Origin of the sequence: Marinilactibacillus sp. GCM10026970, assembly GCF_042660675.1 — a bacterium.
In the GTDB taxonomy this organism is placed as follows: Bacteria; Bacillota; Bacilli; order Lactobacillales; family Carnobacteriaceae_A; genus Marinilactibacillus.
In genome coordinates, this window is the sequence record NZ_JBHSUL010000012.1 from 63,836 (window position 1) to 79,689 (window position 15,854).

Consider the following 15,854-nt stretch of genomic DNA (forward strand, 5'->3'; position numbering starts at 1 on the left):
TGCTTTATTCCTTTCGCAAATGGTTGCTATACGCATATCCTTTGTTTTCAATACTATATTGAGCAATTATACCTTCCTTGTCAATGACAATACCATGAAGGCTACCGCCATATACAACTCCTCCATCAATACCGATTTTCCCATCATCTGTTTCCCATATTGAGGTATCTGTTGGATCTTCGTTTAACATGGCTGTAACGGTATGCCCAAAAATAATCGTTTTTCCTGTCCTGTTTGGTTGATCATAAAATCCTTCTCGTATCCATACCATATCTCGATTACTCGTATTTCTCCAGTTACGAATCGTCAAATTAATCCCCGCATGTACAATAAGAAAGTTCTCCCATTCAAATTTAAGTGGCAAGGTTTCAATAAATGGTTTCAACCACGGCGCCTTCTCTTGAAGATTTTTCGCTAATTCAAAAGGCTCTTTTCCCTTTAGTTCTGTCTGTAAAAAAGAAGCAACGGTCACCATTCCTCCATTCATCGCATAGTTAGAACTGAACTCATTCGGGTTTTTCATAAAATTCAAAAGCATCTCTTCATGATTTCCTCTTAGACAAATGGCTTGCTCTTTTTCTATCAATTCTCTGACTTTTTCAAAACAGGCTTTTGGATTCTCACCACGGTCCCCCAAGTCTCCAACTAGTACCAGCTGTTCTTCTTCTTTGTTCCAGTGCTCTAGAAGTTGGTTGAACATGGTGATTTGTCCATGAATATCCCCGATTATAAATAATTTATCTTTCATATTACAATCCCCCTATTACTCTCATCCTGATGTCTGTGTAATTATCTTACCATACTAATGGATTTCCCTATACCTTTAGGCATTTTTCCGTTCGACATGCCTTAATGTAGTGAATTCAATTTTGTCTTGTTATTATAGATTGAATGAATATTCATACATCTTCAAGTTTTCTTCATAGAATTCGTTCATATCGAACGGTATAATCATTATATGAATAAAAATGTACGAACGAAGAGAGGAAGCAGTGTAAATGAATTGGAAAAAGTGGTTAGGTGCTATCGTATTGGTAGCCGTTATAGGGTTTATTGGATTTAGTATTTGGAATAGCTCACAAGATGAGCAAGCCCCTACCGTGAGAACAGCTGAAGTCGTAGAAGACTCGGTTAAAGAAGTTGTCGTATCAAATGGAACCATTGTCCCTTCTGAAACTCAGGAAGTTTTAGGTCAAGGGATCGTTTCGGAATTAAACGTAGCTGTTGGCGATGCTGTTGAAGAAGATGATACATTACTCACTTATCTAGACGGTACTGCTTATACTGCAAACTTTAATGGAACGATTACTGAAGTGAATGTCTCTGAAGAAGAACCAGACAACAATGTACAACAAGGACAAGCTTCTATCGTTTTAGCCGACTTGAATAATCTAGAAGTTATGATTCAATTATCTCGCTCAGATGCTAATTTAGTAGAAGTTGACCAACCAGTATTGTTGACTTATTCAAATGAAGACTATCAAGGAACAGTCTCACGTATTGATCCTGTAGCAACACAAGAACAATCTCAAGTTGGCTCTACCACATCGCTTGGTGCAGTGATAACATTTGATGACCAGCCTGAAGGATTGATTGCTGGATTTGAAATTGATGCTGATATTACGGTTGCTTCTGCTGACCAAGCTTTAATCGTTCCTATTGAGGCTTTGAACTATGATGAAAACAATCAGCCTTTCGTCTATACGGTTGTAGATCAGACAGCTCAAAGAGTCGAAATTGAGACGGGTATTCAATCAAATACCACTATTGAAGTAACAAATGGTTTATCCGAAGGAGACCAAGTCATTTTATCTCCAGGAGACGACGTTACTCAAGACACGCAAGTAGAATTAGAAGATTAATAGGAGGTATTCTCGTGATCGAGATCAAAGATATCGAAAAGATTTACCGAATGGGCGGGGAAACTTTAAAAGCACTAGATAAAGTTTCTTTATCTATTCAAGAAGGAGAATTCACCTCTATAATGGGTCCTAGTGGCTCGGGAAAATCTACCTTAATGAACATACTTGGATTACTAGATCAATTTGATAGTGGCACCTATCTTTTGAATGGAACAGATGTATCTGGAATTTCAGATAACGAACGGGCCCATATTCGAAACAAAGAAATCGGATTTGTCTTTCAGTCCTTTAATTTGATGACTCGAATGAGTGTGCTGGAAAATGTCATGCTCCCGCTTGTGTACGCGAAGGTTCCAAGAAAAGAACGAAGAGAACGAGCGATTGAAGCGTTAGAAAAAGTTGGTTTAAGTAATCGTATCAACCATCTTACAAATGAGATATCTGGTGGTCAAAAGCAACGTGTTGCGATTGCTAGAGCCATTGTAAATAATCCTTCAGTGTTGATGGCAGATGAGCCTACAGGCAATTTGGATTCTAAAACAACTGAAGATATTATGAAAATTTTTCAGGACCTTAACGATGAAGGTACAACGATTGTTATGGTTACTCACGAGCCTGAAATGGCTGAGTATACTAAACGGACTATCCACTTCAGAGATGGTGTACTTCAAAAAAATGAATACCTAACGCCTAAACGTTTGAAACAAACGGAGGTGGACAAACATGTTCTTTAAAGAAAACTTAAAAATGGCACTGGATAGTATTTTTGCTAATAAAATGCGTTCTTTTCTGACCATGCTTGGAATTATTATCGGAATAGCTTCTGTTATTGCTATACTCGCAGTAGGAAATGGAGCTGCTAGTGAAATCACCGGTACTTTTAGTGATTTAGGTGCGACAACAATTCAACTGAGTGCGAGTGATTCTGAGCAAAGTGGCGAAGCGTTATCCAACGAGGATTTATCGGTACTGAAAGATTCTATAGAAGATATCCGCTATATTTCTCCAAACGAACAGACTCAAGGAACCATATCTTCTGACGATGAATCCAGACAGGCAGTTATTTCATATGGTACGCCCGATCTTCAATATCTTAGTCAGACAATGAATTCTGATCTGGTTGATGGTCGTTACTTTAACCAAAACGATTATGATGAATCAGCGGACGTTGTTGTAATTGATGAAGATGCAGCAGAAGCTTTATTTGGACGTACAAATGTCGTTGGAGAAACTTTGCGCGTAACGACAGCTCAGGTGCCACTTAATTTAAGAATCATCGGGATTGTAGAAGGAAGATTTGGAGATATACAAGGTGCATTCGATACAAGTGAACTCCCCTTGTTTATCGCGATGCCAAATTCTACAATCGGAAACGCCATTCCTCAGTTTGCAGGTATTAGTTCTGCTATTATCGAAGTTGGTGCGACTGAACAAATCGAACCTGTTTCCAACCAGATCGTTCGCTTGCTTGAACTTAGAAACAATGCCGTAGGAGAAAATAAGTATAACGCGACAAACTTTTTACAAGCACTCGATCAAGTGGATAATGTGCTTGGACTATTCATCAACTTTATAGCGGCAGTTGCCGGGATTGCCTTACTAGTAGGCGGTATCGGAGTCATGAATATCATGCTCGTATCTGTTACTGAAAGGACTCGAGAAATCGGTACTCGAAAAGCGCTTGGTGCAACAACCAATACGATTCTAACTCAATTTTTAATGGAGTCGATTATTTTGAGTTTGATTGGTGGATTAATTGGATTGACTTTAGGTATCTTATTATCCAATATCATTGCCGGGTTCCTTGATATCATTCCAAATATTACACTTGGAAGTGTCGTACTCGTACTAGTCTTTTCTACAGCTGTTGGCGTTTTCTTTGGTATATACCCTGCAAGAAAAGCTGCAAAACTAGATCCAATCGAAGCTTTACGTTACGAATAAAAATATAAAAAAGCTTACGCTAGACAATCTGTATTGTCAGCATAAGCTTTTTTGCGTTCATATTTTAAATATTTGCCATGACGATAAAGTTAATGATAAATAATGCAGCTGTTACCCAGATCACTGGATGTACGAGCTTCGCTTTCCCTTTGACTACTTTAGTGATGATATAGAAAACAAATCCTGCTGCGATGCCATAAGAAATACTATAGGCAAATCCCATAAAGATTGATGCGAAAAACGCGGGTACTGCTTCTTCTAAATCGTTCCAGTTAATTTCTCCAAACGCTGACATCATCATAATCCCTACTACAATCAATGCTGGTGCAGTTGCTGCTCCAGGTACAATTGCAATTACTGGGGAAAATACTGCCGCTAGCAAGAACATGATTCCTGTGGCTACACTTGTCAGACCTGTACGACCTCCAGCTCCGATTCCTGCTGTACTTTCTACGAATGTCGTTACATTTGAGGTACCAAAGATCGATCCAGCAGTTGTTGCGATAGCATCTGCAAACAACGCTTTTTCTAATTTTGTATTGATCCCTTTACCTTCATCCATTGCTTTTTCGTCATCTAGAGTGAAGATGCCTGTTTTACGACCTGTACCGATAAAGGTTCCGATTGTGTCGAAAATATCCGTCAGTGTAAATGCAAATACGGTAATAAATACGAGTGCATAGCGAGATGGATCAGCTAGAAGAGAGCCAAAACCTTCTGAACCAAATGCTGCTCCAAACGTGATTCCAAGGTCAGAGAAAGCTGCTCCTATTGAATTTGAAGGATTTGTCAAACCAGACAAATCTGTCACTCCCATTGGAATACCAATCAAAGTTGTTCCGATAATTCCGATTAAAATCGCACCTTTAACGTTTGCAATCAACAAGATAATCGTCAAGACTAATCCAATCAAACCTAACAATACATGTGGAGATGTAAATGCTGTAAGGTCAGGAATAATCCCACCACCAGTTACGATTGTATTTAACCCACCTTGATACGTTTCTCTAGCAGCGTCAAATGTCTCGTTATTAGCAGAAATGACATCTGGAGCTTCAGATGTAAACTCTAGGAAGTCCGCATTTTTTAGTCCGATGTAGGCAATAAATACCCCAATTCCCCCACCAATAGCATGTTGTAAAGTTTCTGGTATAGCATGGATAATCATTTTACGAATACTTGTCATCGTGATGATGATATTTACAATCCCACAGATAAAGACCATTGCTAAGGCTTCTTGCCATGAGAAACCTAGTGCAAATACAACTGTGTAAGTAAAGAACGCGTTCAAACCCATACCTGGTGCCTGCGCATAAGGTACTTTGGCATATAATCCCATTATTAATGTACCAATCGCTGCAGAAATAACCGTTGCAAGAAACACAGCTTGAGATGGCATTCCTGTTAATGATAAAATCTGCGGATTTACAAAAACGATATATGACATCGCGAAGAAAGTCGTAACCCCTGCTGCGATTTCACGCCCTACATTTGTATTATTTTCTTTCAGTTGAAAGTATTTTTCCAACACTGATATAACCCTCTTTCAAGATAGATACTTCGATTATCGAAGCTCTTGTATAACTTCTCTTAATTTTCAGCTTTCTACGGAATCATCTCTTTCTACTTTTTCAGTACCATTAAGTTGTATAAGAGCATATAAAAAAGGATGAGAATACTCATCCCTAAAAACTAATCGATCAATGAGAAATGAACGACTCCATTATCTCTAGATCTAATAGTCAATCTTTTAAGGTGATTGGTAGAAACGTTAGCCCGTATCGCTAAACTATATTAGATGATTTATACAAATTCATTTTCAATTATAATAGGCATCTATTAAAAAAGCAACCTTATACTAGAACAATGACCATTATATTCTTATTAAAGTTCGTGTTTATCGGTTTTTCAACGTTTATTTATCTATTAAAGTTCAGCTAAACGGTTTGAATCTGAACATGTAAAAGCTTTCAAAATAAAAAGAGAACCCATACAAAGGTTCTCTTGAAACTTATCTCATCGTAACAAACTCTTCCGCTGCTGTTGGATGGATGGCTACTGTATCATCAAAATCAGCTTTTGTAGCACCCATCTTAATTGCTACCGCAAATCCTTGTAGCATCTCATCCATCCCTCGGCCAATACCGTGAAGGCCAATAATTTGTTCATCTTTCCCTAAACAAACCAATTTCATATAAGATTTTTGTTTGTTTTTGGTAATCGAACTGTGCATAGAGGTAAACTTAGATGTATACACTTTTATGGCATTGTCCCCATATTCATCTTTTGCCTGTTCTTCTGTCATGCCTACCGTTCCAATTGGAGGATGTGTGAAAAACACTGTCGGAATGGTATTATAGTCCAGATATAAATCCTTTTTCCCGTTAAATAATCTTTCTGAAAGACGTCTTCCAGCTGCGATGGCTACAGGTGTCAACTCTACTCTTCCTGTTACATCACCTACTGCATAGATGTGCTCGGCAGTGGTATTTTGATACTGATCCGTTTCAATATAACCACCCGGATAAAGATTAACCTTCGTCACATCAAGATTCAGATTTTCTGTATTTGGTGTTCTTCCTGTTGCCCAAAGAATGAGGTCCGTTTCGTGTGTGGATTCATCTTCAAAATACATCGTATAAGAACCATCTTGGTTTTCTTTAACTTCTTTAACCGATTTATTCGTATGAACATGTTTACCTTCTGCTTCAGCTAATTCAGTAAAGCCCTCGCAGATAATAGAATCAAATCCATAAAGTGGCATCGGCTTACGAATAAATAAATGCGTGTCCGCTTTGAAACCATGGAATATTCCGCTCATTTCTACTCCGATATAACCACCGCCAACGACTGCCACTCTTTTAGGTAATTCGTTTAAGTCAAACACATCATCTGAAACAATCCCAAATTCACCACCAGGGATACTCGGTCGTTTAGGTTTTCCTCCAGTTGCCAGCAAGATATGATCCGCCGTATACTGTTCTCCGTTTACTTCTACAGTATGCTCATCGACAAATTTTGCATATCCTTTAATCAGTTCAACACCGTTACTGTCTAATCCTTTTTTGTAAGCTGTATGCAAGTATTGGATAAAGGTTCTTCTATTTTCAGCCATTCGTTTGAAATTTAGCTTTGGAGTTTCGCTTAACTCCACTCCATAGTCTGCAGCATATAAGTCTAGTTCTTCCATCATTTCAGATACGTGCCACATGATTTTTTTAGGAACGCAACCTAGATTTACACAAGTTCCACCGAGATCATTGGCTTCAATCAAGCCTACTTTTGCTCCATGCATTCCGGCACGATTAGCGGATGCAATACCGCCACTACCGCCGCCGATTACTAAATAATCATAATGATTTTCTTTGTTTGTCTTTGTCATTTTTCTCATCCTAACTTATACAGTATTCACTTACTTATTGTACAATGAATCTTTGTTCTTACCTAGTATCTTTTCCTTAAAGAGTATCTTTCTATCAATGAACCGTTCAGTTCCTATTCAATGTGTAATTGATTTGTTCTAACATTATTATAAAAGCATCTCTTTCTCAGCTTAGTGCTGCAAAGAGATGCTTTTGATTTCGAATTATCTATTTAACTCGCCTTGACGATCGTATTTCGTAGCTGGACGTGTTTTGTGCCCATAAATTCTAGGCATTAATTTTCCATCAATAAAAGGAGCGAGGAAGTTCATAATTAAAATGGCAAACCCTACTCCGCCAGGATAATTGAAAACGATTCTGAAGAATGCTGTTAGCACACCGCATCCAATCGCAAAAACAGTTTTCCCCGCTGGCGTCAATGAGCCTGAACTATAATCTGTAGCCATATAAGTCGCTGCGAAAAAAAGCGTTCCAGTGAGTGCATGTGTCATCATAAAGTCGAAATTAAATGCACTCCAGAATCCCATAATCACTACAGTGGTCAATATATATAATATCGGAATTTTAGGATGAATAACTCTTCTAAAAATTAAGTACAACATACCAATCAGTATAGCCAATTTAGATGTTTCACCAACGTTTCCTCCAAGGTTAATGCCCAAAAACAGTTCCCATAGTTCAGGTACCTGTTCTGAAACAGTCTGAGCACGATTCCCAATAAATTCAAGAGGGGTCGCACCAGCGACAGCATCTACTCCCCAAGCACTTGGTAAAACCCAGTTTGTTATCCATGGTGAGAAAAAAGCTTTCAGCATAACTCGAGCTGCAACAGCTGGATTAAAGTAATTTTTACCAATTCCGCCGTTGAGTTGTTTTACAATTACAATGGCAAATACTGACCCCAATACAACCGTCCAAAGTGGCGCTGTCACAGGCAAGCTCAATCCTACCAGCATACCCGTAACGCCTGCACTCAAGTCATTAATTTTGACTTGCTGGTAACGAATTCTTTGATAAGCGTATTCACTTAACACTGCCGACCCAATACCTACAGCTACCATTAAAAGAACTTGCAGTCCAAAGAAAAAAGTAGCAGCAATCATAGGTGGTATAAGTGCAATCATCACTTGTCCCATTATCCACGCTGATGTGCGTTTAGAGCGAACATGCGGTGAAGGTCCTACTTGAAGTTTCCCTTGAACGTCCATTGTTTGCGCCATAACTGTCTACCCCGCTTCCTGTTCTTTGATTGCAGCTTTAGCAGCACGAATATTATCTAACAGTGGAATTTTTGATGGACAAATAAATGAGCAGTTCCCACATTCAATACAATCCATCGCACCTAGTTCTTTTGCTTTCTGCAGATTTCCTCGATCAAATGCATCACTGATCAATATAGGCTGTAAACTGACCGGACAAACATTCAGACATTCTGAACACATGATACAATCTTTTTCTTCACCTTCATCTGCTTCTGCTGGAGTTAGAACTGTGATTGCTGTCGTACCTTTGATGATCGAAATGCCTAAATCAGATACAGGTTTCCCCATCATAGGTCCTCCAGACAAAACTTTTCCTGGTACTTCAGAAAAACCTCCGCAGTCTTCAATCAAGGAATCCATTGGCGTACCGATTTTCACAAGTAGATTCTTTGGTTCTTTGATTGGCGTACCTGAAACGGAAACGACTCTTTGAGTTAGTGGTTCGCCATATTCGCATGCTCGGTAACAAGCGCGAAGTGTAGAGGTATTCATGACCACACAACGAACTTCCGCTGGTAATCCACCTGGAGGCACTTCTCTACCTGTCATCGTTTGTATCAAGTTCTTTTCTGACCCTTGTGGATACATGGTTTTTAAAGGCTGAACAATTACGTCGCGGTAATTTTTTGTCGCTTCTTCCATTGCTTTTAATGCATTTGGTTTATTGTCCTCGATCCCTATGTAAACTTTTTTAAGTTTAGGGAACAACTTTCTAATGACATTGATTCCGCTAACGATTTCATCAGAATATTCAACCATCACTCGATTGTCTGAAGTTGAATAAGGCTCACACTCCGCACCATTAATAATCAAAGTATCAATTGTCATTCCTGGTGGCGGACTCAATTTTACTGCCGTTGGAAAGGTTGCTCCACCCATTCCTACGATTCCTGCTTTACGAACCGTTTCAATAATTTCATCATCTGTCATATCCATTGATCTACCTGGTTCCACGATCGGTTCATCTTTTGTATACTCGAAGTCATTTTTAATAATCACTGAATCGATGTCTCCACCTGTTGAAGGTCTCTTTTCAACTGCAATCACTTCTCCTGATACAGAAGAATAAATATTGGCAGAAATAAATCCCCCAGCTTCAGCAATCATTTGACCCACTTTAACTTTATCGCCAACTTCCACAATCGGTTTAGCAGGTGCTCCGATGTGCATAGATACTGGAAAAATCAAGACTTTAGGAACGGTCGCGTCTACAATTGGGAGTTTCCTGGTTCTGTCTTTTTTCTCTTCAGGATGTGATCCACCCTGTTTTCTCATAAAAGAAAACTGCATTTCGATCTTCCTCTCTATTTGATGATTTTCAAGTCAATGTTGTCTTAGTTTTAGTCTAACTTCTTGATAAATAAGAATCTTTTCTAGAATAGTATGATTATTTCATTTTAATAATTATAATTTAAATAGTCTTAATTTAATTATACAGAATTCCTTAATAATATAAAAGCATTTTCATTTATGGTTTTAGATATCGTTTATAGTTAACTTTGTAGCCTATATTTAGTATGATAGAGCTATTATAAAGGACGATTTGGGCTGAGGAGGTTGATCGTTATGGTATTTACAAATATGGAATTGCTATTGAGACTCTTAATCGCTGCTTCTTTAGGTGGAATCATTGGGTATGAACGAGAATTAAAAGGACGCGATGCGGGGATACGTACCCATACACTCGTTAGTTTAGGCGCTGCCATTATTACACTAACCCAATTAGAAGCTAGTCAATGGGTCATAGAATTTGCTAGAGATAACACAGACCTCGCACCAATTGTCACAACCGATATTACTCGACTGACAGCACAAATTGTTAATGGGATTGGATTTTTAGGTGCTGGTACGATTATTGTGAGCAAACGAAGCGTTACTGGCCTAACAACAGCTGCTTCTATCTGGGCGGTGGCTAGTTTAGGAATTTCCGCGGGTATGGGTTATTACTTTATGGCCATTTCCAGCACTCTGATTATGTTACTCGTTTTAAGAACTGTCAAAAGTGTATTTAAGATTGAACGGACAAAACAATTAGAAATTCGCTATGTAAATAGAGAGCAAACATTAAGTTACTTGGAAACGTGTTTCAAAGAACATCATATCAGCGTTGTTTCGACTGATCATTCCATAACATATCACGATGATGGCACGTCTGTTTGCCGAGATTTATATACACTTCATCTCCCGATAAATTTTAATATGATGAAATTCATTGCTATCCTTGGGGAAAATAAGAATATCTTTGAAATCAATACGATTAAAACAACCTTGGATAATTAATCTTGAACAATCAAATTTATTTATTTAAATATATCGATACAAAAAGAGCGAAACCTGGGAATTCAGATTTCGCTCTTCTTGTTTTATTTAAATTGTGATTCATGTAGTCTATAGTAATAGCCTTTTTCTTTCATTAGCTCATCATGATTTCCGACTTCTACTACACTCCCTTTATCCATAACTAAGATAACATCTGCTTCTCGAATAGTTGAAAGTCTATGAGCAATGACAAAACTTGTTCTTCCATCCATCATTTTCAAGAAAGCTGTTTGAATTCTAATCTCAGTCAGTGTATCTACAGAACTCGTTGCTTCATCCAAAATCAGCATCGGTGGATCTGCTAGCATAACTCTTGCAATAGTTAGTAATTGCTGCTGACCAGTCGAAAGAGAAATGCCTTTGTTCCCTAATTTCGTATCATAGCCTTTAGGGAGACGTTCGATAAAGGAATGCGCATAAGCAGATTTGGCCGCTTCAATAATCTCTTCGTCCGTAGCATTTGGTTTACCGTAGCGAATGTTTTCTTTCACGGTTCCGTTGAACAGCCAAGTATCTTGAAGAACCATACCAAAGCTCGTTCTCAAGCTATCACGAGTATACTTCGTACTATCTACACCATCAATTTCAATCGTTCCTTTATCTAATTCGTAAAAACGCATAAGAAGGTTGATCAACGTCGATTTCCCTGCTCCGGTTTGTCCTACGATGGCAACCGTTTCTCCAGGTTCAACTGAAATCGTTAAATATTCAATCAAGGTTGTCTTAGGATCATAAGAGAATGAAACATCTTTGAAATCTACTTTACCCTGAGGTTTATCTAAAACAATCGCATCTGACTCATCTTGTCTTTCAACAGGCGTATCAATGATCTTAAAGATTCTACTTAGTCCTGCTATAGCTGTTTGAACTTGCGTCATAATACCTGAAATTTCAATAAACGGTTTTGAAAATTGAGAAGAATAAATGACGAAACTTGAAATCGTACCGATTGTCACAGACCCAGTTCCATTAATCACCAGTACCCCACCAACAACACCAATCAACAAATACGCTACATGATCGATAAAACGACTTGCAGGGTTGGTTACAGAAGAAGTGAACTGTGCTTTTTGGCCCCAGTTATATAGGTCCAAATTCATCCCTTGGAACGTCTTTTCCATTTCAGCTTCATAACTAAAAGCTTTAACGACTTTCTGTCCTGTAATCATTTCAGAAGCATATCCAGATAAATCCCCTAGAATATTTTGCTGTTTCGTGAAATACTTCTGAGAATATTTCGCTACTAACCATCCTACCAAGAAGAATAGGGGTGTAATAAGCACAATGACTAGGGTTAGGATTGGGCTTAGATATAACATAAAGCCTAATGAAGCTAAAATGATAATAACACCCGTAAACAAATTACTTAAAATCAGTACCAAAGCTTCTGATAAACTTTCCAAGTCATTTGTGAAACGACTAACGACGTTCCCATGGCTTGTACGGTCAAAAAAACTTAAGGGAAGCTGATTCAGTTTGTAGAATGTATCGATCCGTAAATCTCTAACAATTTTAAATGAAACTTGATTAGATAAGACTCTTACTAGCCACTGAGATAATACGGTCACTAGATAAGCGACGCCTAACCAGATTAATACACGATATAAAGCACTGAACTCTACTTCTCCTGCGCCTACAAGTGTATCAATACTAAGTCCAATCAAATAAGTCGACGCTACCGTTCCGACTCCTGAAACAATCCCGAAGACTAAAGCAACAATCGCGATAACCTTATAATTTTTCAAATACACCATTAATCTTTTTAAGTCTGAAGGATGAATTTTTTTCTTTTTCATATTTTTTCTTCCTCCTCCAATATTGTCGACGACGGGTCTGTTTGAGATTTATAGATTTCTTTATAGGTATCAGAACTTTCAAGTAAGGATTCGTGTGTTCCGCTACCCTCTAATTGACCATTGTTCATTACAAGAATCTGGTCAGCTGATTGAATCGAGCTAATTCTCTGAGAAACAATAATGATAGTTGCGTCTTTAATGCCTTTCAGACTTTCACGTAAGTTATAATCTGTTTCATAATCTAATGCACTTAATGAATCATCTAGGATAACGATTTTGGGTTTAGAAACCAATGCTCTGGCAATCGTCAGTCTTTGCTGCTGTCCACCAGAAAAGTTTTTACCATTTTCTGATACAGGTGACTCCAAGCCGTTTGGCATCCCTTTTACAAAATCTTCCATTTGAGCAATCCGCAATGCATCATATAATTCTTCATCAGTTGCGTCTCTCTTACCCCATCTAAGGTTTTCAGCAATGGTACCACTGAATAAGGTGTTTCTTTGAGGTACAAAACCTATCAGATTTCTGAGTTCCTTTAACTGGAAGTGTGTAACATTTTCATCGTAGACAGAAATTTTTCCTTTTGTTGCATCGTAGAAACGTGGAATCAAATTGATTAGTGTACTCTTACCACTACCTGTAGGACCTGTAATTCCAAGAACTTTCCCAATGGGTACAGAAAAATCAATATCTGAAAGTGCATCAGCTGCATCTTCATCATAATCAAACGACACATGGTCAAATCTGATTGCTGTCTGAGGTTTATCTTGAACGTCTTCTAAAGTATAGGTTCCAGTAGAATTTTCGATAGTAACCGTCGCATCCAGTACTTCATTGATTCTTGAAGCGGATGCCTGTGATTTTGTAAAAATCACGACTAAGTTTGCTACAACAATCAAAGCTAGAAGCATTTGATTCATGTAATTGATTAAAGCTAAAACTTCACCTTGGAACAAAGCGCCATTATTTGTCTGAATCGCTCCGATGTATAGAATAACCATAATCCCGATATTCATAACAAAGGTTGTCGCCGGTGTCATTAAAGCAGACAAATTATTTACAAGAATATTGGCTTTAGATAATTGCTCACTGTTTTCAGTTGAACGTTTCGCTTCATATCGTCTTCTGGCGAACGAACGAATCACTCGTACACCACTCATATTTTCACTAACAGTCTGAGCCATTTGATCCAACTTCGATTGTACTTTTTTATACAAAGGCACAGTGATCCACATAATAATTCCTAAAATAACAGCAAAAATAGGCAGCAGTACTGTAAACACCAACGCCAATCTCGGACTGATATAAACTGCCATAATAATCGATCCTACACTTAAGAACGGTGCTCTAATGACTAGACGGATCAACATTGCCAGAGCTAGTTGAAGCTGGTTGACATCATTTGTCACTCGTGTAATCAATGTTGAAGATCCAAAGTCATCAATTTCCTTGTGAGAGAATGTATTGATTTTTTTAATCATTACTTCTCGTAGTTCTGTACCAAAACTTTGCGAAGCGATTGATGAAGAATATTGACAGGCCATAGCAAAGGCGAATCCAACTACAGAAAGTATGAGCATTAGTCCACCCACTCTAATTACGTAATCTGTATCTCCAGCATTAATCCCTTTATCAATCAGTCTTGCTAATAAAATAGGCAGAAATAATTCAAATACTGCTTCCAATAATTTAGCTATCGCGCCCAAGTATGCATACATCTGGTTCTTTTTGGCGTATTTAAGTAATCTTATCAAGATAAATTGAGCCCCTTTTTTTAGTTTCCGTTCTTTCTCACTCTTTTGAGTGTAAACTAGTTCACTTATACGAACAAATACATTATAAATCTGTAAGTATACCTATAACAGTATACTAACCTAGATTCTATACTAATTTATATGGATTCGATAGATTTTGCAAATGATTCGATAAATTCCAGTACAAGAGGTATATGCTGACGATCACTTTTCCAAACGACTGCCATTTGAGTTTGAAGCTCTTTGTCATCAATTTCTTTGTACGTCATTTCTAATTTGTCTTGAGCAGTTAAAGCGGATAAGGGAACAATGCCGATACCAAAACCAGATTTTGTCCAGTTTAATGTCGTTCTTGCATCGTCATTTCTACATTTAATCGAAGGCGTGATTTGTTCTTTTTCAAAAGCATCATGAATTAATTGTTCAAATCGTCTGTAGATGATTAATGGTTGATCATATAATTCAATGAGTTCGATTAAATTTTTGTGTTTCCCGTGGTGCTGTCCTTCTGGGAAAACAGCTACAATCGGCTCGGACTTTGCATATCGGATTTCTAACCCACTCTTTTTAAATGGTGTTCTAACAATTCCAACATCAATCACACCTTTTTCAAGCATCTCGATTACTTCATAACTATTACCTTCATGGATATCGAATTGAATATTTGGATATCGACTAGCAAAGGATAAGATAGACTGGTCTGGAATGACGGTACTAGATGAAGATATGGTTCCGATTGATAATGTTCCTACATTTCCTTTTTTAAATAGTTCCATTTCTCGATTCGTAGCGGTTGTCAGAGAAAAAATTTGTTCAGCTCTTTGCTTCAGTAATTCTCCTGCTGGCGTCAAGGTGATTTTTCTTGAACCTCTTTTCATTAATTGTACTCCGAGGTCTTCTTCAAGTAAGCGAAGCTGATAACTTAACGGCGGCTGTGCTATATGAAGTTTCTTTGCCGCGGCTGTGATCTGGCCTTCTTCTACTATCGTAAGAAAATATTCTAATTGTTTCAAATTCATGGACCCATCTCATTTCTTTAGGATTGACTGTAGATTATTCAAAGCACATCTGTTGAGTAAACCTTCAACCATTATAACGAAACTATTGAATTGAGCACAACCATTGTCTTTTAAATCTACTAACACAATCTTATTAGTTTAATTTTATACAGATTATGTATAAAATAAACGTAACCATAGTTGAAAGGAGGAGTTTACTATGTCTACTGATAAAGCACCTTTCCCTTTGATTAATACTGTTCAATCCGGTCTTGGTACGATGGATTTTGAAGTCAAAAACGGCGAAGTTGAGTCTGTTCAAAAAATCGTTATTGAAGAAGAAAATGTTGTGTTCTATGTACTACCTAATGACATTTTCCTTTACTCACATCCTTTATCTACAGGAAGAGAATGGCATTCAAATGGCGCAATCTCTTTAAACGAAGAAGATAAATTGGTTATTGAGCTCGTTTAACAGTCTACCTATAGAATACTTTTAAAGCAGTCGAGATGTTTTTATCTCGACTGCTTTTTTA

The 15,854-nt window shown here is 37.8% G+C and carries 13 protein-coding genes and 1 riboswitch; of the genes, 5 read left to right on the top strand and 8 right to left on the bottom strand.

What is annotated here, in order from left to right:
• Positions 1-4: 4 nt before the first annotated feature.
• The gene (locus ACFP65_RS04625; protein WP_379916339.1) at positions 5-748 is read right to left on the bottom strand and encodes a metallophosphoesterase family protein; all 744 of its coding nucleotides are present in this window, start codon (positions 746-748) and stop codon (positions 5-7) included.
• 250 nt (positions 749-998) lie between these two features.
• On the opposite strand from ACFP65_RS04625, the gene ACFP65_RS04630 reads away from it, so the two are divergent.
• The 3 genes from ACFP65_RS04630 to ACFP65_RS04640 are packed head-to-tail and all read left to right on the top strand — an operon-like array spanning position 999 to position 3,806.
• Positions 999-1,862, top strand: a complete 864-nt coding sequence (locus ACFP65_RS04630) for an efflux RND transporter periplasmic adaptor subunit (protein ID WP_379916340.1) — start codon at positions 999-1,001, stop codon at positions 1,860-1,862.
• A gap of 14 nt (positions 1,863-1,876) precedes the next feature.
• Positions 1,877-2,596: an ABC transporter ATP-binding protein gene (locus ACFP65_RS04635; protein WP_379916342.1), complete on the top strand. Its 720-nt coding sequence runs from the start codon at positions 1,877-1,879 to the stop codon at positions 2,594-2,596.
• Positions 2,586-3,806, top strand: coding sequence for an ABC transporter permease (locus tag ACFP65_RS04640; RefSeq protein WP_379916344.1), 1,221 nt, complete (start codon positions 2,586-2,588; stop codon positions 3,804-3,806). The genes ACFP65_RS04635 and ACFP65_RS04640 overlap by 11 nt, the downstream gene beginning before the upstream one ends.
• Positions 3,807-3,870: 64 nt before the next feature.
• On the opposite strand, the gene ACFP65_RS04645 is transcribed toward ACFP65_RS04640, so the two are convergent.
• The 4 genes from ACFP65_RS04645 to rsxC form a co-directional block, all read right to left on the bottom strand.
• Positions 3,871-5,334, bottom strand: coding sequence for an NCS2 family permease (locus ACFP65_RS04645; RefSeq protein ID WP_379916467.1), 1,464 nt, complete (start codon positions 5,332-5,334; stop codon positions 3,871-3,873).
• Positions 5,335-5,525: 191 nt separating this feature from the next.
• A riboswitch (purine riboswitch) is annotated at positions 5,526-5,623 on the bottom strand.
• Between the two features lie 194 nt (positions 5,624-5,817).
• Positions 5,818-7,188: a glutathione-disulfide reductase gene (gene gor / locus ACFP65_RS04650; RefSeq protein WP_379916346.1), complete on the bottom strand. Its 1,371-nt coding sequence runs from the start codon at positions 7,186-7,188 to the stop codon at positions 5,818-5,820.
• Positions 7,189-7,392: 204 nt separating this feature from the next.
• Positions 7,393-8,409: an RnfABCDGE type electron transport complex subunit D gene (locus ACFP65_RS04655; protein ID WP_379916348.1), complete on the bottom strand. Its 1,017-nt coding sequence runs from the start codon at positions 8,407-8,409 to the stop codon at positions 7,393-7,395.
• Between the two features lie 6 nt (positions 8,410-8,415).
• Positions 8,416-9,741 (bottom strand): electron transport complex subunit RsxC, encoded by a 1,326-nt coding sequence (gene rsxC / locus ACFP65_RS04660; protein WP_379916350.1) that lies wholly within the window; start codon positions 9,739-9,741, stop codon positions 8,416-8,418.
• A gap of 276 nt (positions 9,742-10,017) precedes the next feature.
• Between rsxC and ACFP65_RS04665 the strand changes: the two genes are divergently transcribed.
• On the top strand, positions 10,018-10,731 hold the full coding sequence (locus ACFP65_RS04665; RefSeq protein WP_379916352.1) for an MgtC/SapB family protein: 714 nt from the start codon (positions 10,018-10,020) through the stop codon (positions 10,729-10,731).
• Between the two features lie 83 nt (positions 10,732-10,814).
• On the opposite strand, the gene ACFP65_RS04670 is transcribed toward ACFP65_RS04665, so the two are convergent.
• From ACFP65_RS04670 to ACFP65_RS04680, 3 genes are all read right to left on the bottom strand, one after another.
• Entirely contained in the window at positions 10,815-12,566 is a 1,752-nt protein-coding gene (locus ACFP65_RS04670) for an ABC transporter ATP-binding protein (RefSeq protein WP_379916354.1), read from the bottom strand.
• Positions 12,563-14,320 carry an ABC transporter ATP-binding protein gene (locus tag ACFP65_RS04675; protein ID WP_379916356.1) on the bottom strand — a complete coding sequence of 586 codons (1,758 nt, stop codon included), beginning with the start codon at positions 14,318-14,320 and terminating at the stop codon, positions 12,563-12,565. Before ACFP65_RS04675 ends, ACFP65_RS04670 begins: the two co-directional genes overlap by 4 nt.
• 137 nt (positions 14,321-14,457) lie before the next feature.
• Positions 14,458-15,339 (bottom strand): LysR family transcriptional regulator, encoded by an 882-nt coding sequence (locus ACFP65_RS04680; RefSeq protein ID WP_379916359.1) that lies wholly within the window; start codon positions 15,337-15,339, stop codon positions 14,458-14,460.
• A 199-nt stretch (positions 15,340-15,538) separates the two neighbouring features.
• Here ACFP65_RS04680 and ACFP65_RS04685 point away from each other — a divergent pair, with 199 nt between their 5' ends.
• Positions 15,539-15,793, top strand: a complete 255-nt coding sequence (locus tag ACFP65_RS04685; protein ID WP_379916361.1) for a hypothetical protein — start codon at positions 15,539-15,541, stop codon at positions 15,791-15,793.
• The last annotated feature ends 61 nt before the right edge of the window (positions 15,794-15,854 follow it).

Coding starts and splice junctions, on each gene's coding strand:
- ACFP65_RS04640 (WP_379916344.1), top strand. CDS start 2,586: ATGTTCTTTAAAGAAAACTTAAAAATGGCACTGGATAGTATTTTTGCT.
- ACFP65_RS04670 (WP_379916354.1), bottom strand. CDS start 12,566: ATGAAAAAGAAAAAAATTCATCCTTCAGACTTAAAAAGATTAATGGTG.
- ACFP65_RS04680 (WP_379916359.1), bottom strand. CDS start 15,339: ATGAATTTGAAACAATTAGAATATTTTCTTACGATAGTAGAAGAAGGC.
- ACFP65_RS04685 (WP_379916361.1), top strand. CDS start 15,539: ATGTCTACTGATAAAGCACCTTTCCCTTTGATTAATACTGTTCAATCC.
- ACFP65_RS04665 (WP_379916352.1), top strand. CDS start 10,018: ATGGTATTTACAAATATGGAATTGCTATTGAGACTCTTAATCGCTGCT.
- rsxC (WP_379916350.1), bottom strand. CDS start 9,741: ATGCAGTTTTCTTTTATGAGAAAACAGGGTGGATCACATCCTGAAGAG.
- ACFP65_RS04655 (WP_379916348.1), bottom strand. CDS start 8,409: ATGGCGCAAACAATGGACGTTCAAGGGAAACTTCAAGTAGGACCTTCA.
- gor (WP_379916346.1), bottom strand. CDS start 7,188: ATGACAAAGACAAACAAAGAAAATCATTATGATTATTTAGTAATCGGC.
- ACFP65_RS04630 (WP_379916340.1), top strand. CDS start 999: ATGAATTGGAAAAAGTGGTTAGGTGCTATCGTATTGGTAGCCGTTATA.
- ACFP65_RS04625 (WP_379916339.1), bottom strand. CDS start 748: ATGAAAGATAAATTATTTATAATCGGGGATATTCATGGACAAATCACC.